The following is a 20,688-nucleotide window of genomic DNA, read 5'->3' as shown; positions in this document are numbered from 1 at the left end:
AGTTACTGCAAAGGTCTTGAATCACCTTAAAGGTGATAAAGTAATCGTTTTCAAAAAGAAACGTAGAAAAGGTTTTAACACGAAAAATGGTCATCGCCAATATCTTTCTGAAATCCAGATTGAAGGTATTTCAACGAAAGCTCCAGCAGCCAAAAAAGCAGCTCCAGCTAAGAAAACAGCAACAAAAGAGGCTAAGGCGCCTTCAAAAGCAGCTCCTAAAAAAGCGGCTCCAAAAAAAGCAGCGGCAAAAAAGCCAGCAGCAAAAAAGGAAGAAAGCCCTAAAAAATAAATTAACCCAGAAAAAATATTAGATCATGGCTCATAAAAAAGGTGTAGGTAGTTCTAAGAACGGTAGAGAATCAGAATCGAAACGATTAGGAGTAAAAATCTTTGGTGGTCAAGGCGCATTAGCTGGAAACATTCTAGTTCGTCAAAGAGGCACAAAGCATCATCCAGGAGAAAATGTATATATGGGAAAAGACCATACGCTACATGCTCAGGTGAATGGAATCGTAAAATTTACTAAGAAAAAAGACAATAGATCATATGTTTCAATTGATCCTATTGAAGCTTAATTCATAGTCAATTCATAAACAAAAAGCCCTTGCAAACGCAAGGGCTTTTTTTATGTCGAAAGATTTTCTCTATAAATGGTCGATTATATGTCATAAATTTTATTTTTGTTTGAAGATTTTTCATTCAGACGCAATTTGAGCACTTTAAAACGGTTTTTTAAGGATACAATCATTTACGGGATCGCTGCCGTTTTACCAAGAGCGATTACCATCCTTCTTGTCAAACTACACACAGACACTCTTGTTTCTGAGGGCTATGCCGAGACCACTATTTATTTTGTTTATGCCGCTTATCTGAACGCCCTGTTAACCTACGGTATGGAAACAGCCTTTTTTAGATTCTTTACAAAAGAAAAAGAAAAGGGAAAAGTGATTTCAACTGCTTTTATCAGTTTATTGATAACCACACTTTTATTCATGTTGCTGGCATTTATATACAGCGAAAATCTGAGTCTTCATCTCGGATTTTCTGATCCGCTGCCATTGCGCATATTAATACTGGTTACTACTTTCGATACACTGGTAGTGATTCCTTTTGCCTATCTCAGGGTAAACAGCAGACCTATCAGGTTTACTTTTTACAAGGTTTTAAATGTGGTGATTTTTGCAGTATTTAACCTATACTTTCTTTTATATGTTCCAAATGCGCTTACCCATGGTAATTATGTGCCTGAGTTTATTGCCAGCGGTTTTAATGAACATCCTCTTGTACTGTATATTTTTATCGCCAATCTGATTGCCAGTTTAATCACGTTTTTACTGTTATTTCCCATCGTTTTTAAATTTAAAATATCTTTTGATAAAAAGCTCCTTTATAAAATGCTGGCATATGGTATACCGATCATGGTGAGCAGTCTTGCTTATGTCACCAATGAGAACCTTGATAAATTATTACTTACCAAATACCTTGGAAAAGATCAGATGGGTATCTACGCTGCCTGCTATAAATTAGGTGTTTTTATGTCTTTGTACATTATGGCGTTCAAAATGGGAGCTGAACCTTTTTTCTTTAATCAGGCCAAAGAATCAAATGCCAAAGCTACATATGCCAGAATACTGAATTGGTTTATAATTTTTGGCGCCTTATTCATGATCGTTATTATCGGGTTTATTGACCAGTTTGCCATGCTTCTTTTGGGAAAACCAGAATATTTCCAGGCCTTGGATATAGTGCCTGTTATTCTTTTGGCCAATTTATTTTTAGGGATTTATTACAATCTTTCTGTGTGGTTCAAACTAACAGATAAAACTCGATATGGCATGTATTTCTCTATTCTTGGAGCTTTAATCACTATCGGCCTCAACATCGTTTACATACCAAAAATTGGATACATGGCTTCAGCCTGGGCTACCTTAGTTACCTATTTAGTAATTGCATTGTTAAGTTATTTTTATGGGAAAAAGTACTACAGAATTCCTTATTCTTTAAAGAGTATATTTTTAGTTCTTTCCTTAACTATCGCAGGAAGTTATTTATCATTTGAACATTTTAGAGGCAACTACCTTATGTCAATCTTAATTATTCTAATTTTTCTCGGGACCGTAATATGGCATCAAAAATCTGAAATAAAACAAATATGGAAAACATAGTCGTAAAAATCATCAATAAATCAAATCATCCAACCCCGTCCTATGAGACAAGCGCTTCTGCTGGTATGGATCTTAGAGCAAATATTCAAGAAGCCATCACCTTAAAACCTCTTGAAAGAACGATCGTTAAAACTGGTCTGTTTATAGCACTCCCTTCTGGTTATGAAGCACAAGTGAGACCAAGAAGCGGCTTGGCAGCCAAATTTGGCATTAGTGTTCTCAATGCACCTGGTACTATTGATGCAGATTACAGAGGTGAAATTGGCGTTATTCTTGTGAATTTATCCAACGAAAATTTTACGATAAACGATGGAGACAGAATAGCTCAAATGATAATTGCAAGCTATGTACATACTAAATGGGAGGAAGTTAGCGTTCTAGATGAGACCAAACGCGGAGAAGGCGGATTTGGAAGCACAGGAATTTAACGCAAATTAAAATATTATCCTCTTGAAAATAATCACATATATTGCTTTGATATCAGTTACTTTGGGCTTTGCTCAAGATAAGAATGATGAGAAATTATTAGCAGTTTCAAACGATGCTTGTGAATGTATTTCACAAATTGATACTGAGTCTGATGATAAAAATCTGGGCATTAAGGATTGTATTAACAAATCGCTTGATGCAAAAATTGTTGATGAATCGTCCGCAGAGAACAAGGTAGTTGAAATGAACTACAAAACTGTCGAAAATTATTTGGTTCAACATTGCAAGTCCTTAAAAGAACTGGCATTTACTGAAAACAAGAAGTTCAAGCATGCCTCTTCTGACAATGTTCTGGCACAGCTGGCCTATGATGATGGTATGGAGTATATTAATGAAGATGATATTGAAAATGCCATTATTAAATTTACCAAGGCTGTAGAAATAGATCCTAATTTTGCATTCGCCTGGGACAATCTGGGTATTAGTTACAGAAAAAATTCTGAATATGAAAAGGCCATTGCCTCTTATAAAAAATCCTTGGAAATTTATCCTGAAGGAAGACTACCACTTTTAAATATTGCTATTACATATAATTTGAACAAGCAATATGATGAGGCCGTTACCTATTATAACAAGTTTATAGACATCTATAAGGAAGATCCTGAAGGATATTATGGTTTGGGTCTTATTCTTTATACCCAGCAACAAGAAGAAGCAGGTCTGGACAATTTGATCAGAGCCTATACAATCTATACGGCGCAAAACTCTCCATACAGAGCGGACGCTGCCAAAAAAATAGGGTATATGTATAAGGACCTAAAAAATCAGGACAGACTTGAGGTATTTCAAAAGGTGGCAGACAAATACAACCTAAAGGTTCAAAACAACTAGGACCTTACTTTCTCAATTACATTGTCAATTTTATCCATTGTCTTTTCTGGAATGTAACGTTTGGTTGCAAGGATAATACCAAATACAATAAAGAATATACCCAGGGCATGACGTATTTTTCGCAACACTACTGGTGTTAATTTTGCTTTAAGCTGTTTCGCTGCCGCAATTTTTACAATATCGGTAAGTAAAAAAGTGACAATCACTAAGGCAAAATAATTAAAGATTCTTCCAGAGTTCATCTGAAAGTTAGAACTCACAGCAATGACGATGGCCAACCAAAATGCCAGTACACCAAAATTGATCGTATTCAGGAAAAATCCTTTAAAGAAGAGACTCAGATAATTGTTTGATTCGACAACGACAAGCTCCTCATCCGTTACTATTTTTTTGGTTTTCTGATAAAAGATCGTGTACAACCCATAACTTACAAGAACCATACCACCAACCATAAAAATTCTGGGATCATCCTCTATCTTTTTCAAGATGGTCAAACTTCCAAAATAAGATATGATAATAAACATGATATCAGCCAGAACAACGCCAATATCAAAGGTAATTGCTGCACGCATTCCTTTTGTAATGCTCGTCTCAATTAATGTGAAAAACACCGGACCAACCATAAAGGCCAGACCGAAACCCAATAATACCGCATTGACATATTCATTAATCATAGCGAACAAAATAATACAATGACCAAACTCTAAACGTCGTCGTAATCAATTTTTATTTTAGAGGTAGTGGGGTGCGCCTGACATGTTAAAATCAAACCTTCCTCTATTTCATCTTCATCTAAGATAGTGTTTCTTTCCATTTCAGCAGTACCTTCAACTACACGAGCCAGACAACTACTGCAAACGCCTCCTTGACAAGAGTATGGAGCATCAAGACCTTTTGCAATGGCAACATCCAGAATCAGCTCATCCATTCTCATTTCAAAGCTCGTCTCATCATCGTCAAGCACAATTGTAATTTCAGCGTTGCCATCCAATGATTTGGTAACTTCTTTTTTATAAGAGGTACTTGTAAACAACTCAAATTTGACGGCTTCTTCTTTTACGCCATTTTTTTGTAAAACAGCTTTACTACTGTCAATTAATTCTTCGGGACCACATAGAAAAAAGGTGTTGAAATTCCAATCAGAAAAATCATGTTTCAATAAATCTTTTACCTTGATATCATCGATCCTGCCAAATAAAGCCTTGTCACTTATGATCTGGCTAAATACATATTGAATTTTAAACCTGCCATTTGACGAAGCAACCAGCTCATCCAATTCCTTTTTGAAAATTGTTTTCTCGCCGGATTTACTCCCGTAGATTAAGGCGAATCTGCTCTTTTCCTCCTTGTGAAGTACTGACTTTATCATTGAGATCACAGGAGTTATTCCACTACCGGCCGCAATAGCCATATAGTCATTCTGCTCCCCTTCTTTGGCCTCCAGCACAAATCTCCCTTCAGGACCAGCTACATCCAAAAGATCCCCCTGTTTCAAATCATTGTTTGCAAATCGGGAAAACCTGCCTTTTTCCACTTCTTTGATCGCGACTCTTAGTTCGTCACTCTCAGGCGATGAACATATAGAATAGGCTCTTCTTAACACACTGTCCTGTAAGTCTTTTTGAATTGTAATATATTGACCTGGTAGAAATTTGAATTCATTTTTCAAATCAGCTGGAACATCGAAAGCCACTGATACGGCATCCACGGTTTCCCTTCTTACCTCCTTTACTTGGAGTTTGTGAAATATAGACATTGAAGCGTTTTAAATTTTTGGCAAAAATACAAAATAGTTTCAGGATAACAGTAGGATTTACTGCTTAATGGCCTTTGGAAATCTCATCCGAAAGTTCATTCTCATCCTTATCTCCATAAGGGAAATATTCCTTCAGTTTTTCACCTGCATGGAGGATTCCCATGATAAGCCCTTTGCTGTGTTTTCCTTTAGTAAATTCATTGATAACCTCATCTTTAATGCTCTCCCAGAAATCCTTGGGGACGACCTTATCTATTCCTTGATCTCCAATAATGGCAAACTTATGATCATCGACGGCCACATAAAATAAAACACCGTTTTTGTATTGGGTTTTATCCATTCCTAAATGTAAAAATAATTCTTGTGCCCTTTGAATCGGATCGAGTTCAACACTCTTTTCAAAATGAACCCTGATTTCTCCTGAAGTATTAAGTTCGGCTTCCCGAATGGCTTCCACCACCCTTTTTTCCTGTTCTATACTTAAAAATTCTTCTACTTCCATAAGCCAGTTTCGGGTAAAAAAGAAGCCAAAGCAAGGCTTTGGCTCCAACTATTATCATTCCTTTTTAATTAAAATCTACGGTAGGTGCATTTTCACTTCCGGCAGCGGCCTGGAACAATGCCATAGGATCAAAATTCAAAAATCCGGCCACAAAATTTGCAGGTACCTTTCTGATATAAATATTGTAATCTTTTGCCTGTTCATTAAAGCGATTTCTCTCCACATTAATCCTGTTTTCCGTTCCTTCCAGCTGACTTTGTAATTCCAAAAAGTTTTGGTTTGCTTTCAGGTCAGGATATTTTTCTACTACCACCATTAACTTGCTCAAAGCCCCGGTAAGTGAATTTTGAGACTGTTGGAAAGCAGCCATTTGATCAGGAGTTATATTACTTGGATCTATGGTTGTTTTCGTTGCATTCGCTCTTGCCTGTATGACACTTTCAAGTGTTTCTTTTTCAAAATCGGCATACCCTTTAACGGTATTTACGAGATTTGGAATCAGATCTGACCGTCTTTGATAGGCACTTTCCACATTAGCCCATTGGGTTTTAGCAGTTTCTTGTTTTTCCACCATCGTGTTGTTAATGCCAACACCCCATCGGATGACGCCAATAACCAAGACAACAATTATTATTAAGGGGAGCCATTTTTTCATGATATTCTATTTAATTTAAAGTTGGTTTTTAATTTCTAACAATTCGCTTTTTATACTCTCAAGTCTCATGATAATTTTATGATTTGAAAATATTTCATCCGGATTTTCCTTAAGCTTCTTTTTAGCTCCTTCTAAAGTAAATCCTTTTTCTTTTACCAAAAAATAGATCAACTTCAAGTTTTCAAGGTCTTCCGGAGTAAACAGTCGATTGCCTTTTTTATTCTTTTTGGGCTTTAAAACATCGAATTCATTTTCCCAAAATCGAATCAATGAAGTATTGACTTCAAAGGCTTTCGCTACTTCTCCAATTTTATAATATCTTTTGTCTGGTAAGTTTATTTGCATTAGTCAAGTGATTGTCCTTCTTGCGAAGCCATTTTTAACATTTCCTGAAATTCAACCGGTGAAAGATCACCATAGTAAAAGTTGATAGGATTTATTTGTTGTTTATTATACCTCACCTCGTAATGCAGGTGGGGTGCCTGAGACCTTCCCGTACTGCCTACATATCCGATGAGATCTCCTCGTTTCACTTTTTGTCCTCTTCTCACATTATACTTTGAAAGATGCGCATAAAGCGTAACATACCCAAAGCCATGATCTATTCTTATATGCTTTCCAAAGCCTGAAGATCCTGCATCAGCACGAATCACCTTTCCATTTCCTGTAGCGTATACCGGCGTACCTTTGGGAGATGTAAAATCCATTCCTTTATGTCTTTTTCTCGCTTTGGTAAATGGGTCTAATCTCCAGCCAAATCCAGATGCCATTCGAGTAAGGTCCTGTTTACTAACAGGCTGAATAGCAGGAATGGAAGCCAGTAATTCCTCTTTATCTTTTGCCAGATCAATAATCTCATCCAATGATTTAGACTGTACATATAATTGTTTGGACAATATATCGAGGTTTCTGGTTGCTTCAATAATCATTTGAGAATTATCAAAACCCTCGATTGACTTATAACGATTCACACCTCCGAATCCAGCTTTACGCTGTTCATCCGGTATCGGGTTTGCTTCAAAATAAGTTCGGTAAATATTGTTATCCCGAGTTTGGATACCATCAAGAACTTCTTCCGCCTGAGCCATTTTTTTCTCCAACAATTCATAATGAAGTTTCATATTCTCCAGCTCGCGCTTCATTACTTTTTGACGAGGAGACTCTACAAACTGATACATGAGAAAAACAAGAAGCCCTCCCATCATGGCAGAAGCCACAACAAAAACAATCATTCTCCTGAATTTATCCCTTTTTCTAAGCTCTATTTTCCTGTAGGATAAGGTATCAGAATCGTAATAATATTTTACCTTCGCCATAATGTAGAATTATACTATTTTTGCAACTAAACCAAGCATGAATCTGCTGCAGAAAAAACAAATTTACAATTTTTTTTTATCTCTGAGATAACCCAAAGATAGCGCTTTTAATAATATTTTATGACTTCACAGGAAATCAGAAAACAATTTTTGAACTTCTTTGCTTCTAAAAAGCATGAAATCGTTCAATCGGCTCCATTGGTTAACAAAAATGACCCAAGTTTGATGTTCGTCAATGCCGGAATGAATCCATTTAAAGAATTTTTTCTTGGCCAGAAAGATCCCGTAAGTACAAGGATTACAGATACTCAAAAATGCCTGAGAGTTTCGGGTAAACACAATGACCTGGAAGAAGTTGGTATGGATACGTACCATCATACCATGTTCGAAATGCTTGGCAACTGGAGTTTTGGAGATTATTTTAAAGAGGAAGCCATCACATGGGCCTGGGAATTGTTAACAGAGGTATTCAAAATTGACAAGGAAAATCTCTATGTGACTGTTTTTGAAGGAGACAAAGATGATCGCCTTGAATTTGACCAGGAAGCGCATGACTTTTGGCTTAAACATATACCCGCGGATAGAATTTTAAAAGGAAATAAGAAAGATAACTTTTGGGAAATGGGAGCGCAAGGACCTTGTGGACCCTGCAGTGAAATTCATGTAGATATAAGATCTGAGGAAGAAAAGAAAAAAGTAGCAGGAAAGGACCTTGTAAATATGGACCATCCTTTGGTAATTGAAATTTGGAACCTCGTTTTTATGGAATTTAACCGAAGAGCGAATGGTTCTCTGGAAAAACTTCCTCAAAAACATGTTGATACAGGTATGGGGTTTGAAAGACTCTGTATGGTCATTCAAAAAGTTCAATCGAACTATGATACGGATGTTTTCACTCCAATCATAAGAGAAATTGAAACCATTACCAACAACAGTTATGGTAAAAATGAAAAAACGGATATTGCCATTCGTGTGATTGCTGATCACGTAAGGGCAGTAGCATTTGCCATTGCAGATGGGCAGCTACCTTCCAATAATGGGGCCGGATACGTTATTCGTCGAATCCTGAGAAGGGCCATTCGATACGGTTTTACATTTTTAAATAAAAAAGAGCCCTTTATTTACCAACTGGCTGATGTCCTGGAATCACAGATGGGAGAGAATTTCCCGGAAATTAAGGCCCAAAAAGACCTTATCCACAATGTCATAAAAGAAGAAGAACACTCTTTTTTAAGGACCCTGGATCAGGGTTTACTATTACTGGACAACATTGTTTCCAATTCCAAGAGCGATAAAATATCCGGTAAAAAAGCTTTTGAGTTATACGATACTTATGGTTTCCCGAAAGATTTGACTTCTTTGATCCTTCGGGAAAAAGGAATGGAATTTGATGAGCTTGAATTCGAAGAAGAAATGGCCAAACAAAAATCGAGATCCAGAGCTGCGGCTGCTGTAGATACCGATGACTGGCATATATTAATCGATGATAAGGAACAGGAGTTTATCGGTTATGACTACCTGGAAGCAGCTATAAAGATCTCGAGATACAGAAAAGTAAGTTCCAAAAAAGATGGGGACATGTATCAATTGGTTTTTAATATGACTCCTTTCTATCCTGAAGGCGGAGGGCAAGTTGGAGACAAAGGTTACCTTGAATTAAACAACGGTAACGTGATCTATATTCTGGACACAAAAAAAGAAAACAATCTTATTCTTCATTATGCCAAAAGTCTTCCCGAAGATCCATCAGAAAAATTCAAAGCTGTAGTAGATAGTGAATTTAGATCCAGAACAATGAGTAATCATACGGCTACTCACCTTTTACATCAGGCATTGAGAACCATTCTCGGAACCCATGTAGAACAGAAAGGGTCTCTGGTAAATCCTAAATACCTCCGATTTGACTTTTCTCATTTCTCAAAACTTAGCGCTGAAGAAGTGACAAGTATCGAGCAATTTGTGAATGCCAGAATTCAGGAAAACATTGGTCTTGTAGAAAACCGACAAGTGCCTTTAGAAGAAGCGAAAAAATCTGGCGCCATTATGTTATTCGGTGAAAAATATGGAGATGCTGTTAGAACCATTAATTTTGGTCAATCCACAGAACTTTGCGGTGGAACGCATGTGAAAAACACCGCGGATATATGGCATTTTAAAATCATGAGTGAAAGTGCCATTGCTTCGGGCATCAGAAGGATTGAAGCTATTACAAATGATGCCGCAAGGGATTATTATTTTGATCAGGATGAAATTGTTGGAAAAATAAAGTCTGCTCTTAAGAATCCCTCAGATCTTTTAAAATCAATTACTTCGCTACAGGAAGACAACAATAAACTGAAAAAAGAAATTGAACAGCTTAACAAATTAAAGGCTGCTTCTTTCAAGGATGATCTGATCAAGAATAAAAAAGAAATAAATGATATTAATTTTATTTCTGCCATTCTCGATACGGATGCGGGTTCGATGAAAAATATTGCTTTTGAAATTGGCAACGAAGTGGAGAATCTGTTTTTTATTGGCGGTTCTAAGTTGAACGGAAAGGCTTTATTGACTGTTTACATTTCGAAAAATATCGTTGAATCAAAAGGGTTAAATGCAGGTACTATTATCAGAGAATTAGGAAAACACATCCAAGGTGGCGGCGGAGGTCAAGCATTTTTCGCCACTGCCGGTGGGAAAAACCCTGAGGGATTGCAACAAGCTCTAACGGCTGCGGAAAAAATAGTGGCAGGCTAAAATGAAATTGCCCAAATACATAACGTTGTTATTGCTGGCCCTTATTTCATTGAGCTCAGCGGCCCAAACTTCAGATGCTAAAATTTCTACGCACACCTATAAAGACACCTTGCAATTAGATTTTTATAGTTCTCTATCAACACAGAATGGAGCTCCACCTCTGTTAGTGCTCTTGCATGGTGGAGGATTTGCCTCAGGTACAAGAAACGGAGTTAGCGAAGTACGTTTTTCTGAGATAATGGCTGAAAAGGGGTTTGCAGTGGCCTCGATCAGTTATAGGCTGACCCGAAAAAATGATCCTTTTAATTGTGATTGTGACACTGAAAAAAAACTGTTTTCATTTATCAGCGCCTGTGAAGATCTCTCAGAGGCAATTCACTTTATGACCAATGAAAAAAGCTTGTTTTTTGACAGAGAGACAATGGTGCTTGTAGGTAGTAGTGCCGGTGCTGAAGCCATTTTACACAGTGGTTTTATGGGTAATGATTATCGTTTTAATCATATTCCTAAGTTCAACATTTCTGGACTTGTTTCTTTTTCAGGAGCGATTTCAAATGCAGCCTATATTACCAAAAACAATGCAGTACCTACTTTATTGATCCATGGAAAAAAAGACAAATTAGTTCCCTATGCTACGGCTCCTCATCATTATTGCTCCGAAGATGCCTCAGGCTATCTGATGCTAGACGGGCCTCAGACCATTGCGGCTAAACTACATGAAATGGAAGCGTCATATATCCTGGCCTATGACAATGAAGGAGGTCATGATTGGGCTTTCAAAGCTTATAAGGAGGTTGAATTGATCAACAGATTTTTGAATGAGCTGGTATTGAACGATCAAAAAATACAGGAAACTGTTGAATTAAAAGCTGTAAAAGAATAAGATCCCAAAACATCCATGAAATTCAGAACAGAAATAACATGTAAAAAAGCATCGCAGCAAATTGACTATAGTTCTCAGGTTGTGCTGCTTGGCTCTTGTTTTTCTGATCATATGGTGGATAAGTTTGATCATTTTAAATTCAATCATTTCAGCAATCCATTCGGGATACTTTTTAATCCCTTTGCCATTGAAAAAGCTATCGAACAATGTGTATCAGCATCATATTACACAAAAGATCAACTGAATCAGGAAGGCGGCTCCTGGTTAAGCCTTGACCATCACAGTCAGTTTAACAACAGTGATCAGGATACAGTTTTGACTCGAATTAATCATCAAATAAAACTGGGACATACTGCTTTAAAAAATGCCAGCCATGTGATTATTACACTGGGAACCGCATGGGTATATCAATGGCAGGAAAATGGACAAACTGTCGGTAATTGTCATAAAATTTCTCAGAAAAAGTTTTCAAAAAGAATGCTTAGTGCAGAAGAGGCCAGTACTAGCTTAAGTGCCATGATTCAACAAATTAGATCTGTTAATAATGAGGTGAATTTTATTTTCACCTTAAGTCCTGTAAGACATTTAAAGGATGGCTTTATGGAAAACGCTCTAAGCAAAGCGGTATTGCTGCAAGCTATTCATCAAACCGTCACCGAAGCTACTGTTTCTTACTTTCCAGCATACGAAATAATGTTAGATGATTTGAGAGACTACCGCTTCTACAAAGATGATATGATACATCCAAATGAGGTAGCGGTAAATTATATTTGGTCCCTTTTTAAATCTTGCTGGCTGGATGAATCATCTCAGGAATTGATGGTTGAAATTGATGAAATTCAGAAGTCGCTGGCGCATCGACCCTTTGATCCAGATTCAAAGGCTCATAAGAGGTTTATCGAGAAACTGGATGAAAAAATAGCCAGGCTTCAAAGTAAACATCCTCAAATTAAATTCCATAAAAAAAGGAAGTGAATACACTTCCTTTCTATTTTTTAACTTTGAATGAATTATTTCATGCAGTTCACAACGCTGCCCCAAGGCCCGCCGTTAATTGCATCAACACCATGCTGTTTTAAAATTGTAGCTGCCGAACCACTTCTGGCCCCGCTTCTGCAACAAGTTATCACAGGCTTTCCTAAATTCTTAATCTCATCCAAATGACTTCCGATCGTATTCAATGGAATATTCTTTGATCCCTGAACGTGTCCTTCTTCAAATTCTTCGATAGTTCTCACATCGATCACTACTGCTCCATTTTGCAAATACTGCTCTATTGATGCAACACTTGTACTTCCTCCAAATAAATTAAATATTCCCATATCCTTTTATTAATTACTAATTTCCTGCAAATGTCTTAAAAATCCTTGATTTATGTGTAACGCCTGTTACAATTATTATACCATCTTTTATGTAATAGGTTAAAAAAAGTCATAAAATTCAATTTTTTTTTACCTATCTGGTAAAAAGCATCTCACGATATTTAACCAAGGGCCATAATTCATCGTCAATCATCAGTTCAAGTTTATCACAGTGATATCTGATCAATTCAAAATATGGTTTCACCTGATCGCAATACAACAAGGCCTTTTTCTCTTCGTCATCTGTTTTATTTGCTTTTTTTCGTTCTTCCACCATGGCACTGGTCTTAGAAGTAATCCCGGAAATATGTTCTGATATTTTTTTGATTAAATCCATCTGTTCCTTGGCAACGGTTTCAAATTCTTTTCCGAATACTTCTTTCAGGCCTCTCACATTCCTGATCAGGGTGTTTTGATAATTCACAGCTGTTGGAATCACATGGTTCATGGCGATATCACCTAATACCCTTCCCTCAATTTGAATCCTCAAAGAATAGGCCTCTAACTCAATTTCATATCGTGCTTTAAGCTCCGTCTCATTCATCACCTCCATCTCTTCAAACAAGTCTATGGCTTTTCTGCTAACTTTAGATTTAATAGCCTTTGGAGTTGTTTTATTATTACTAAGACCTCTCTTTTTGGCTTCAGCTTCCCATTCTTTTCCATAGCCATTCCCTTCAAACAAGATATCTTTTGACTCTTTGATATACTCTCTTAAAACATTAAAAATGGCTTCATCTTTTTTAAAGGCTTTATTATCGATCAATCTATCCACCTCTTGTCGAAAATCTTTTAATTGCTTGGCAACAATTGTATTTAAAACAGTCATGGAATTGGCACAGTTCGCCATAGAACCCACTGCCCTGAATTCAAATTTATTTCCCGTAAAGGCAAAAGGTGAAGTCCTGTTTCTATCTGTATTATCCAATAAAATTTCTGGAATTTTACCGATGACGTTTAATTTTAAATCCGTCTTTTCTTCCGGAGATAATTTACCATCCGTAACATTTTCAAGGTCCTTCAGGACCGCTGTCAGCTGCTCGCCGATGAATACGGACATCACCGCCGGAGGAGCCTCATTTGAACCTAGTCTGTGGTCGTTGCTGGCCGTGGCAACCACCGCCCGCATCAGTTCTTCATTTTTATAGATTGCCTTTATGGTATTAATAAAAAAGGTGAGAAACTGTAGGTTTCTCATAGGCGTCTTTCCTGGACTCAATAGATTGATTCCTGCGTCATTACTCAATGACCAGTTATTGTGCTTCCCAGAACCATTGATCCCTTTGAATGGTTTTTCATGCAGCAATACCTTTAACTGATGTTTTGAGGCTATTTTACCTATGATATCCATCAACAAGGCGTTGTGATCTACAGCCAGATTCGCTTCCTCATGAATCGGAGCTAACTCAAACTGATTTGGAGCTACTTCATTATGTCTTGTTTTAACCGGAATCCCAAGTTTGATACATTCTTTTTCAAGTTCGATCATAAAACTCATCACTCTTTGAGGAATACTGCCAAAATAATGATCATCCAATTGCTGGCCTTTTGCTGAAGTCTGACCCAACAAGGTTCTTCCAGTCAATACCAGATCCGGTCTTGAAAGCACCAGTGCCTTGTCTATCAAAAAATACTCCTGCTCCCATCCCAGGGATGCATTGACTTTTGAAACATTCTTATCAAAATACTTTGCTACCCCTGTCGCCTGTTTATCTATGGCATTGAGGGCTCTTAATAAAGGTGTTTTATTATCTAGTGCCTCTCCTGTATAAGCCACAAAAATTGTCGGAATACACAAGGTTGTCCCATAAATAAAGGCGGGGGAAGTGGGGTCCCATGCTGTATATCCTCTTGCCTCAAATGTATTTCGAATCCCTCCGCTCGGAAAACTGGAGGCATCAGGTTCCTGCTGTACCAATTCATTTCCTCCAAACCTCTCCAAGGCCTTGCCATCTTCTCCCAGTTCAAAAAAAGCATCATGCTTTTCAGCTGTTCCTCCGGTTAAGGGCTGGAACCAATGTGTATAATGGGTGACACCTTTTGAAATTGCCCAATTCTTCATGGAATTAGCCACCTGATCCGCTATTTTTCTGTCAATATTCGAACCATGCCTGATAGAATTCATTACCCCTTCAAACGCCTCTTTTGTCAGATACTGCTGCATGCTTTCTTCATTAAAAACATGGCTCCCAAAATACGCAGACCGGTTCTTCGATTCCTCCATGGGAATCAATTTTCTATGTAAAGTTTCTTGCAAGGCCCTTGATCTGAATGTAGACATACACTAATAATTAAATTTTAACGGGGTAAAAATACTGATTTTTTAAATGTACCCCCTAAAAAATTGGGTATTCATAAAAATAATATACATCTAAGTATATTTACCCCCAATATTTTTGATGTGAGGCATTTATAATTATATTTGCCTTCAAATTATTTAATCTAGAAATTTATGAGCAAAGCGAAATTAGAGTACATTTGGTTAGACGGACACCAACCTACTCAGGAGTTGAGAAGTAAGACTAAAGTCGAAGACGATTTTAGCGGTAAATTAGAGGATTGTAAAGTATGGTCTTTTGATGGATCATCTACTGAACAGGCTGAAGGTGGATCTTCAGATTGTTTGTTAAAACCAGTGGCTATTTATCCAGATCCTGTGAGGGACAATGGATGGTTAGTTATGTCTGAAGTTTTAAATGCAGATGGATCAGCACATTCTTCTAATGCAAGAGCAAGAATTGACGATGATGATAATGATTTCTGGTTTGGATTCGAGCAAGAATATTTCTTAATGGATATTGAAACCGATCTTCCACTTGGATTCCCAAGAGGTGGATTTCCTGGTCCTCAAGGTAAATACTACTGTTCAGTTGGTGGTAGATATACATGGGGTAGAGAATTTGTTGAAGAACACGCAGATCTTTGTATCGCTGCAGGATTGAACTTTGAAGGTATCAATCAAGAAGTAGCTCCAGGTCAGTGGGAATTCCAACTTTTTGCTAAAGGAGCGAAAAAAGCCGGTGATGAAATCTGGGTTGCACGTTACTTGCTTAACAGATTGACTGAGAGTTATGGTTATTATATTGAATTACACCCAAAACCTGTAAAAGGTGACTGGAATGGTTCTGGTATGCATGCGAACTTCTCAAATACAACCTTAAGAACTTGTGGTTCTAAAGAGACTTATGAGAAAATTTGTGAAGCATTCAGACCTGTAACGGATGAGCACATTGGAGTATATGGAGCATTTAACGATGAAAGATTAACAGGTCTTCACGAAACAGCACACGTTTCTGACTTCAGTTATGGAATCTCAGACAGAGGAGCATCTATCCGTATCCCTATCATTACTGTTGAGAACGGTTGGAAAGGTTGGTTAGAAGATCGTAGACCAGCTTCTAACGGTGATCCATATAAGATTGCAGGTAGAATTATCCAGACGGTTAAATCTGCTAAAATATAATTGATACGTATTATTGATTAGAAATAAAAAATGCCTTCCATTCGGAGGGCATTTTTATTTATATCAACATTACAATAAAAACAATGTAAGCACCTAGTAAAATCAGCCCTTCTCTCCATGAAAGTTTCATCCTGCCCGGAGCAAAGACCAAAGGAAAAATACTCAAGGCAAAAAACAGCATCCACAAAATGTCAAAATCTATTAAACCCGGATCACTGGCCCGCATGGGAGTTACCATAGAAGTAATACCGACAACCGCTAAAATATTAAAGACATTGGAGCCTAACAGATTCCCTAAAGAAATTGCCTTTTCTTTTCTAATCACAGCAACCAAGGAGGCAGCCAATTCAGGAACACTGGTTCCTATTGATATGATAGTTACTCCAATGATACGTTTACTCACACCAAAATCTTGAGCCAGGTTAACCGCACCTTCAATTAATAGTTCAGACCCACCCCATAGTCCTAATCCTCCAAGAAACAGATATCCTAAAGTTCTACCCATAGAAAAATCCTCATCATCCTCGGGCATTTCATCAATCACAGCCGTCTTTTGATACTTAAGCAGATAGACCAGAAAAACAACCAATAAGGTAAATAATACAGCACCTTCCCACCTTTCAACCGTTCCACCCGTTGATAAAAAAATATACAACATGATAGATGAGAACATCATAACAGGCCAGTCAATTGTATAGAAGCTCTTTTCCACTTTAATGGTGGAAATAATAATAACAATAGCCAGCACAAATCCTAAATTTGCAATATTTGAACCAATTACATTTCCTAATGCGATATCGGCATGCCCATCCATAGCAGCCTTCAAACTAACTATCAATTCAGGAGCTGATGTTGCAAACGAAACAACAGTCATTCCAATTACTATTTTAGGAATACGCATTTTCAGCGACATCGAAACGGCAGATTTCAACAACCAATTCCCCCCTAAAATCAAAATGCTAAATCCTGCAAGGATCAACAAGTAGTTCATCAACTAAAAATTTATGTAAATATAAGTCATAGAAATGAAGTCTGTTCAGAAAATTTTTCATGAAATTTTCTCCCTAAAAGAACACACTTATTAATTATATGTTAAATAACTATATTTTTAGTTACATAACTAAAAGATTAGTTTATATTTGATCCATCAATAAAAATATTCATGGAAAAACTGACCAATAAAGAGGAAGAAATTATGAGAGTTTTATGGAAACTCAAGCAGGCTTTCGTTAAAGAGGTTGTTGCAGAATTACCTGAACCCAAACCTCACTACAACACCATATCAACAGTCATCAGAAATATGGAAGAAAAAGGTTTTATAGGTCATAATGCTTTCGGCAAGACCCATCAGTATTATCCGGTGGTAAGCAAGGAAGCCTATAAAAAGACCTTTATGCATAAAACCATACAGCACTATTTTGAAGATTCTTACAAGAATGTTGTGTCCTTTTTTGCAAAAGAAGACAAGATCAGTGTCAGTGAATTAAAAGAGATCATCTCGATCATAGAAAAGAATCAAAAAAAACAATCTTAAGAATATGGAATATTTTATCAAGTTCTCGGCTATTCTTGGCTTGTTCTTTATTTTTTACAAGCTATTTCTCCAAAAAGAAACATTTTTTAATACCATAAGAGGATACTTTTTGATCGGAATAATAACCGCTCTTATTTTACCGCTCATAATTATACCCGAATATGTATATGTTGAAACTACTTTCGTAGATCAAATTGCGGCTTCTACCGCTGAAAATTCCGTGGTGAAAGAATCCTCTGAGTGGAACTTGATGCAAATTCTCCTGGGACTATATGCACTGGGTGTGCTATTTTTTGGAATCAGATTCTTGTTGCAGTTAGGTTCTCTCGCAAAATTTCTACTCAATTATCCAAAAACGAAAAGGAATGGCTATATCTTTATTGAAGCCAAGGCCTCAACCAGTCCGTTTTCATTCTTTCATTATATTATTTATCCTAAAGATCGGTTTAATGACAAAGAGCTTGATCAAATTATAGAACATGAAAAAATTCATGCTTCTCAGTGGCATAGTCTCGACATACTGCTGTCTCAGTTACTAATTATTTTCAATTGGTTCAATCCCCTTGCCTGGATGTATCATAAGGAAATTCAAAAAAACCTTGAATTTATTGCAGATCAGGGCGCTCAAAATTTAGATGGCAACAAGAAGTCTTATCAGTATCTGTTATTAAAAACGGTCACTCCTAATTATTCACTCGCATTAACCAGTAATTTTTATAACTCATTAATTAAAAAAAGAATCAATATGTTACACAAAGACAAATCAAACAAGATGATGTACTTGAAATTTATTTTTATCATCCCAGTCCTGATCGCTTTTGTATTCACTTTTAACACCAAAGTAATTGCCCAGCAAAAAACAACGGAAAAGGTAGAGTGGCGTACCGAACTCGAGGTAGAAGTTGTTACTAAAGATTTTCAAAAAAGTGATCTGGAATCCTTAAAAAGCAGACTCTTAAAAAAAGGAATTAATTTGAACTACAAGAAACTGAAATACAATGAGAACAAGGAAATTGTGGCTATTCATATTAGTGTATCCAATAAGCAAAACAACAAAACTCAAATAGAACAAATGGGCTCCGCTCCTATCAAACCGATCAGCATTAAATTTGACGACAAAGGTGCTCTTGCGGTTGGTAATTTAGAAGGAATGGAAGAGCATAATGTATTTGTTAAATCGATCTCTGGGGATGAAGAAGAAAATGTATTTGTCGTAAAGAGCGGCCAAGGGTCAAAGAACAAGGATGGTAACTATGTTTGGGTATCAGACAATGGTGATGAAACACATGTGAAAATTGTGAATGGTAAAAAAGTCATCGAAGAAAAACACGGTTCCCAATCTCAAAATGTCTGGGTTTCCAAATCCGGTGATACAACCGAAGTTAAAAGAATCGAAATTATCGAAGTAGATGAAATGCATGATGGAGAAAAAAAAGTCATTGTCAAAAAAATAAAAACGGATGGCCAAGAAGTTGACGTAGAGGTAAAAGTGATTGGTGAAGGCGATGACTCAGAAGGAAAAATGATGTTTATTAGTGATGACGGTGGTTCACCCCTTATTATTGTTGATGGAGAAGAATTGAAAAATGGCAGTATTGACGATATTGATCCAAATACCATCGAAACAATGAATGTTTACAAAGGTGATAAGGCTGTTGAAAAATATGGTGACAAGGCCAAAGATGGCCTTGTGGAAATCAAGACAAAAAAATAAGCTGAACGAAACATTGATATAAAAAAATCGCCTTTCTCAAGGCGATTTTTTATTTTTGCCACATGAAGAAACAAGTATTCAAATTTCTTGCCAAGACCAACAAACTGCTTTTACCAAGTTTGGGGAAACAAGAAGTAGACATGAGCAAGGCTAAAAAATGGCAAATGGCTTTAATTGGCTGGCGATATTATGTTACAAGGAATAGCCTAGATTAGATTTTTTTGTATCTTTAATAAAAAGCATTACCATGGATGATCAATCAAAACACATCAGATTTTTTACGGGCTCACTTATTGAAATTCAAAGGCTTCAAATTGACCTTGATGATCAGGAAATTCCATCGATGATTAAGAACAATTTTCAATCAGGTGTGAGAGCCGGATTTTATGGAGGTTCACCTTCACAGGTGGAGCTTTTTATCTATGAAGAAGACAAGATTAAAGCCCTCCCGATTCTTGAAGAATTCAAGAAACAAATGGGTATTTAATTTTTTTCAGATATTTTTTCTATTCTGCAAAAAAGAAATATATTTGCAGCCCTTATCAATAAGGCCTCGTGGCGCAACTGAATAGCGCATCTGATTACGGCTCAGAAGGTTACAGGTTTGAATCCTGTCGAGGTCACGAATGAATAGTTCAATAAGAAAAAACGCCAAGTTCACTTGAGCGTTTTTTTGTTTGAAGTATTCTCAAAGCGGAGCTTTGTCAGGAAGCTGAAAGCAATCCTGTCGAGGTCATGGATAAAATAAAACCCTTCGCTTTGCAGCGAAGGGTTTTATTTTGATGAGAATCAATATTCGCACTGATGTGGGTCAACATAATTCTGGCATAGACACTTTAACTTCAACAGAATAACGTTAAATAGATTGTCATGAAAGAAAATATTTTACGATTAGGACGGTTGTATTTATTCCTTATTCTCGGAGCTTGCTTTTCCTTTATTACCTGCAACTCGGATGATGATGATGAAATTGTAATTGTGGAAAAAACTTTTTTGGAAAAATTCGACGGTACAAAATGGGAAACTGTTGAGCCATTTCAAGGATCCAATATTTATCTACAAGTGAATAATAATTCCGGTATCCCCTTTGAAACCTGGAACCGTCCTGTGAATAACGAAGAAGAAACGTGTTATTGGCATCAGAACGACTTCATGGTTGAAAACGAGCATGATGGTGCAATGATAATCACAGAAAATTCAGGGAACCGATTGACTATTGCCAATGAAGCTCAGGAATTTTGGTGGACTATTGAAATTCGGGGAGACATATTAAAATTTGATGG

At 36.9% G+C, this 20,688-nt stretch carries 23 protein-coding genes and 1 tRNA gene; 15 read left to right on the top strand and 9 right to left on the bottom strand.

Going from position 1 to position 20,688, the window contains the following annotated elements:
- The 5 genes from ACR2MV_RS13510 to ACR2MV_RS13490 form a co-directional block, all read left to right on the top strand.
- Positions 1-289 (top strand): large ribosomal subunit protein bL21 (locus ACR2MV_RS13510; RefSeq protein ID WP_434022494.1); only part of this gene is annotated, 289 nt, incomplete at its 5' end.
- Between the two features lie 25 nt (positions 290-314).
- Complete coding sequence (gene rpmA / locus ACR2MV_RS13505; protein ID WP_434022492.1) at positions 315-575, top strand: 50S ribosomal protein L27; 261 nt, start codon at positions 315-317, stop codon at positions 573-575.
- 135 nt (positions 576-710) lie between these two features.
- Positions 711-2,165: a lipopolysaccharide biosynthesis protein gene (locus ACR2MV_RS13500; protein ID WP_434022491.1), complete on the top strand. Its 1,455-nt coding sequence runs from the start codon at positions 711-713 to the stop codon at positions 2,163-2,165.
- Entirely contained in the window at positions 2,162-2,593 is a 432-nt protein-coding gene (gene dut, locus ACR2MV_RS13495; protein WP_434022495.1) for a dUTP diphosphatase, read from the top strand. Before ACR2MV_RS13500 ends, dut begins: the two co-directional genes overlap by 4 nt.
- 22 nt (positions 2,594-2,615) lie before the next feature.
- Complete coding sequence (locus tag ACR2MV_RS13490; RefSeq protein WP_434022489.1) at positions 2,616-3,485, top strand: tetratricopeptide repeat protein; 870 nt, start codon at positions 2,616-2,618, stop codon at positions 3,483-3,485.
- On the opposite strand, the gene ACR2MV_RS13485 is transcribed toward ACR2MV_RS13490, so the two are convergent.
- From ACR2MV_RS13485 to ACR2MV_RS13460, 6 genes are all read right to left on the bottom strand, one after another.
- The gene (locus tag ACR2MV_RS13485; RefSeq protein ID WP_434022488.1) at positions 3,482-4,159 is read right to left on the bottom strand and encodes a LysE family translocator; all 678 of its coding nucleotides are present in this window, start codon (positions 4,157-4,159) and stop codon (positions 3,482-3,484) included. The two genes, ACR2MV_RS13490 and ACR2MV_RS13485, sit on opposite strands and share 4 nt — an antisense overlap.
- Positions 4,160-4,188: 29 nt before the next feature.
- Complete coding sequence (locus ACR2MV_RS13480; protein ID WP_434022486.1) at positions 4,189-5,241, bottom strand: 2Fe-2S iron-sulfur cluster-binding protein; 1,053 nt, start codon at positions 5,239-5,241, stop codon at positions 4,189-4,191.
- A 64-nt stretch (positions 5,242-5,305) separates the two neighbouring features.
- Positions 5,306-5,743, bottom strand: coding sequence for a TPM domain-containing protein (locus ACR2MV_RS13475; RefSeq protein ID WP_434022485.1), 438 nt, complete (start codon positions 5,741-5,743; stop codon positions 5,306-5,308).
- A 64-nt stretch (positions 5,744-5,807) separates the two neighbouring features.
- A complete protein-coding gene (locus ACR2MV_RS13470; protein ID WP_434022483.1) occupies positions 5,808-6,398 on the bottom strand; it encodes a LemA family protein in 591 nt (196 codons plus the stop codon).
- A 15-nt stretch (positions 6,399-6,413) separates the two neighbouring features.
- Positions 6,414-6,743: a MerR family transcriptional regulator gene (locus ACR2MV_RS13465; protein ID WP_434022481.1), complete on the bottom strand. Its 330-nt coding sequence runs from the start codon at positions 6,741-6,743 to the stop codon at positions 6,414-6,416.
- On the bottom strand, positions 6,743-7,714 hold the full coding sequence (locus ACR2MV_RS13460) for a M23 family metallopeptidase (protein WP_434022479.1): 972 nt from the start codon (positions 7,712-7,714) through the stop codon (positions 6,743-6,745). Before ACR2MV_RS13460 ends, ACR2MV_RS13465 begins: the two co-directional genes overlap by 1 nt.
- 120 nt (positions 7,715-7,834) lie before the next feature.
- On the opposite strand from ACR2MV_RS13460, the gene alaS reads away from it, so the two are divergent.
- Genes alaS through ACR2MV_RS13445 form a run of 3 tightly spaced genes read left to right on the top strand, consistent with a single transcriptional unit; the run spans position 7,835 to position 12,308 of the window.
- Positions 7,835-10,450: an alanine--tRNA ligase gene (gene alaS, locus ACR2MV_RS13455; RefSeq protein ID WP_434022477.1), complete on the top strand. Its 2,616-nt coding sequence runs from the start codon at positions 7,835-7,837 to the stop codon at positions 10,448-10,450.
- Between the two features lies 1 nt (position 10,451).
- On the top strand, positions 10,452-11,333 hold the full coding sequence (locus tag ACR2MV_RS13450; protein WP_434022476.1) for an alpha/beta hydrolase: 882 nt from the start codon (positions 10,452-10,454) through the stop codon (positions 11,331-11,333).
- 15 nt (positions 11,334-11,348) lie between these two features.
- Positions 11,349-12,308 carry a GSCFA domain-containing protein gene (locus tag ACR2MV_RS13445; RefSeq protein WP_434022474.1) on the top strand — a complete coding sequence of 320 codons (960 nt, stop codon included), beginning with the start codon at positions 11,349-11,351 and terminating at the stop codon, positions 12,306-12,308.
- Between the two features lie 35 nt (positions 12,309-12,343).
- On the opposite strand, the gene ACR2MV_RS13440 is transcribed toward ACR2MV_RS13445, so the two are convergent.
- Entirely contained in the window at positions 12,344-12,655 is a 312-nt protein-coding gene (locus ACR2MV_RS13440) for a rhodanese-like domain-containing protein (RefSeq protein ID WP_434022473.1), read from the bottom strand.
- Positions 12,656-12,788: 133 nt separating this feature from the next.
- Positions 12,789-14,975: a glutamine synthetase III gene (locus ACR2MV_RS13435; protein ID WP_434022471.1), complete on the bottom strand. Its 2,187-nt coding sequence runs from the start codon at positions 14,973-14,975 to the stop codon at positions 12,789-12,791.
- Positions 14,976-15,146: 171 nt separating this feature from the next.
- Between ACR2MV_RS13435 and ACR2MV_RS13430 the strand changes: the two genes are divergently transcribed.
- Positions 15,147-16,157, top strand: coding sequence for a glutamine synthetase beta-grasp domain-containing protein (locus ACR2MV_RS13430; protein WP_434022470.1), 1,011 nt, complete (start codon positions 15,147-15,149; stop codon positions 16,155-16,157).
- Between the two features lie 58 nt (positions 16,158-16,215).
- Here ACR2MV_RS13430 and ACR2MV_RS13425 read toward each other — a convergent pair whose 3' ends face one another.
- Complete coding sequence (locus ACR2MV_RS13425; RefSeq protein ID WP_434022468.1) at positions 16,216-17,148, bottom strand: calcium/sodium antiporter; 933 nt, start codon at positions 17,146-17,148, stop codon at positions 16,216-16,218.
- A 171-nt stretch (positions 17,149-17,319) separates the two neighbouring features.
- On the opposite strand from ACR2MV_RS13425, the gene ACR2MV_RS13420 reads away from it, so the two are divergent.
- The 6 genes from ACR2MV_RS13420 to ACR2MV_RS13395 all read left to right on the top strand — a co-directional run.
- Positions 17,320-17,691 (top strand): BlaI/MecI/CopY family transcriptional regulator, encoded by a 372-nt coding sequence (locus tag ACR2MV_RS13420; RefSeq protein ID WP_434022466.1) that lies wholly within the window; start codon positions 17,320-17,322, stop codon positions 17,689-17,691.
- A 4-nt stretch (positions 17,692-17,695) separates the two neighbouring features.
- Positions 17,696-19,405, top strand: a complete 1,710-nt coding sequence (locus ACR2MV_RS13415; RefSeq protein ID WP_434022465.1) for a M56 family metallopeptidase — start codon at positions 17,696-17,698, stop codon at positions 19,403-19,405.
- Between the two features lie 62 nt (positions 19,406-19,467).
- The gene (locus tag ACR2MV_RS13410) at positions 19,468-19,620 is read left to right on the top strand and encodes an SsrA-binding protein (protein ID WP_434022463.1); all 153 of its coding nucleotides are present in this window, start codon (positions 19,468-19,470) and stop codon (positions 19,618-19,620) included.
- Between the two features lie 32 nt (positions 19,621-19,652).
- On the top strand, positions 19,653-19,892 hold the full coding sequence (locus ACR2MV_RS13405; protein ID WP_434022462.1) for a putative signal transducing protein: 240 nt from the start codon (positions 19,653-19,655) through the stop codon (positions 19,890-19,892).
- A 62-nt stretch (positions 19,893-19,954) separates the two neighbouring features.
- Positions 19,955-20,028, top strand: a tRNA-Arg gene (locus ACR2MV_RS13400).
- Positions 20,029-20,275: 247 nt separating this feature from the next.
- Positions 20,276-20,688, top strand: a 413-nt coding sequence (locus ACR2MV_RS13395; protein ID WP_434022461.1) for a hypothetical protein, incomplete at its 3' end; no start/stop codon positions are given.

It is taken from the genome of Lutimonas sp. (genome assembly GCF_051011215.1).
GTDB lineage: Bacteria > Bacteroidota > Bacteroidia > Flavobacteriales > Flavobacteriaceae > Lutimonas.
Note: the sequence above shows the minus strand (reverse complement) of the source record. Positions and strands in the feature narration are given on the sequence as shown.

Bases quoted from the DNA above. Each gene is read 5' to 3' on its own strand.
- ACR2MV_RS13425 (WP_434022468.1), bottom strand. From the start codon at position 17,148: ATGAACTACTTGTTGATCCTTGCAGGATTTAGCATTTTGATTTTAGGG.
- ACR2MV_RS13435 (WP_434022471.1), bottom strand. From the start codon at position 14,975: ATGTCTACATTCAGATCAAGGGCCTTGCAAGAAACTTTACATAGAAAA.
- ACR2MV_RS13475 (WP_434022485.1), bottom strand. From the start codon at position 5,743: ATGGAAGTAGAAGAATTTTTAAGTATAGAACAGGAAAAAAGGGTGGTG.
- rpmA (WP_434022492.1), top strand. From the start codon at position 315: ATGGCTCATAAAAAAGGTGTAGGTAGTTCTAAGAACGGTAGAGAATCA.
- ACR2MV_RS13470 (WP_434022483.1), bottom strand. From the start codon at position 6,398: ATGAAAAAATGGCTCCCCTTAATAATAATTGTTGTCTTGGTTATTGGC.
- ACR2MV_RS13460 (WP_434022479.1), bottom strand. From the start codon at position 7,714: ATGGCGAAGGTAAAATATTATTACGATTCTGATACCTTATCCTACAGG.
- alaS (WP_434022477.1), top strand. From the start codon at position 7,835: ATGACTTCACAGGAAATCAGAAAACAATTTTTGAACTTCTTTGCTTCT.
- ACR2MV_RS13445 (WP_434022474.1), top strand. From the start codon at position 11,349: ATGAAATTCAGAACAGAAATAACATGTAAAAAAGCATCGCAGCAAATT.
- ACR2MV_RS13450 (WP_434022476.1), top strand. From the start codon at position 10,452: ATGAAATTGCCCAAATACATAACGTTGTTATTGCTGGCCCTTATTTCA.
- ACR2MV_RS13420 (WP_434022466.1), top strand. From the start codon at position 17,320: ATGGAAAAACTGACCAATAAAGAGGAAGAAATTATGAGAGTTTTATGG.
- ACR2MV_RS13485 (WP_434022488.1), bottom strand. From the start codon at position 4,159: ATGATTAATGAATATGTCAATGCGGTATTATTGGGTTTCGGTCTGGCC.
- ACR2MV_RS13410 (WP_434022463.1), top strand. From the start codon at position 19,468: ATGAAGAAACAAGTATTCAAATTTCTTGCCAAGACCAACAAACTGCTT.
- ACR2MV_RS13405 (WP_434022462.1), top strand. From the start codon at position 19,653: ATGGATGATCAATCAAAACACATCAGATTTTTTACGGGCTCACTTATT.
- ACR2MV_RS13480 (WP_434022486.1), bottom strand. From the start codon at position 5,241: ATGTCTATATTTCACAAACTCCAAGTAAAGGAGGTAAGAAGGGAAACC.
- ACR2MV_RS13430 (WP_434022470.1), top strand. From the start codon at position 15,147: ATGAGCAAAGCGAAATTAGAGTACATTTGGTTAGACGGACACCAACCT.
- ACR2MV_RS13465 (WP_434022481.1), bottom strand. From the start codon at position 6,743: ATGCAAATAAACTTACCAGACAAAAGATATTATAAAATTGGAGAAGTA.
- ACR2MV_RS13415 (WP_434022465.1), top strand. From the start codon at position 17,696: ATGGAATATTTTATCAAGTTCTCGGCTATTCTTGGCTTGTTCTTTATT.
- ACR2MV_RS13440 (WP_434022473.1), bottom strand. From the start codon at position 12,655: ATGGGAATATTTAATTTATTTGGAGGAAGTACAAGTGTTGCATCAATA.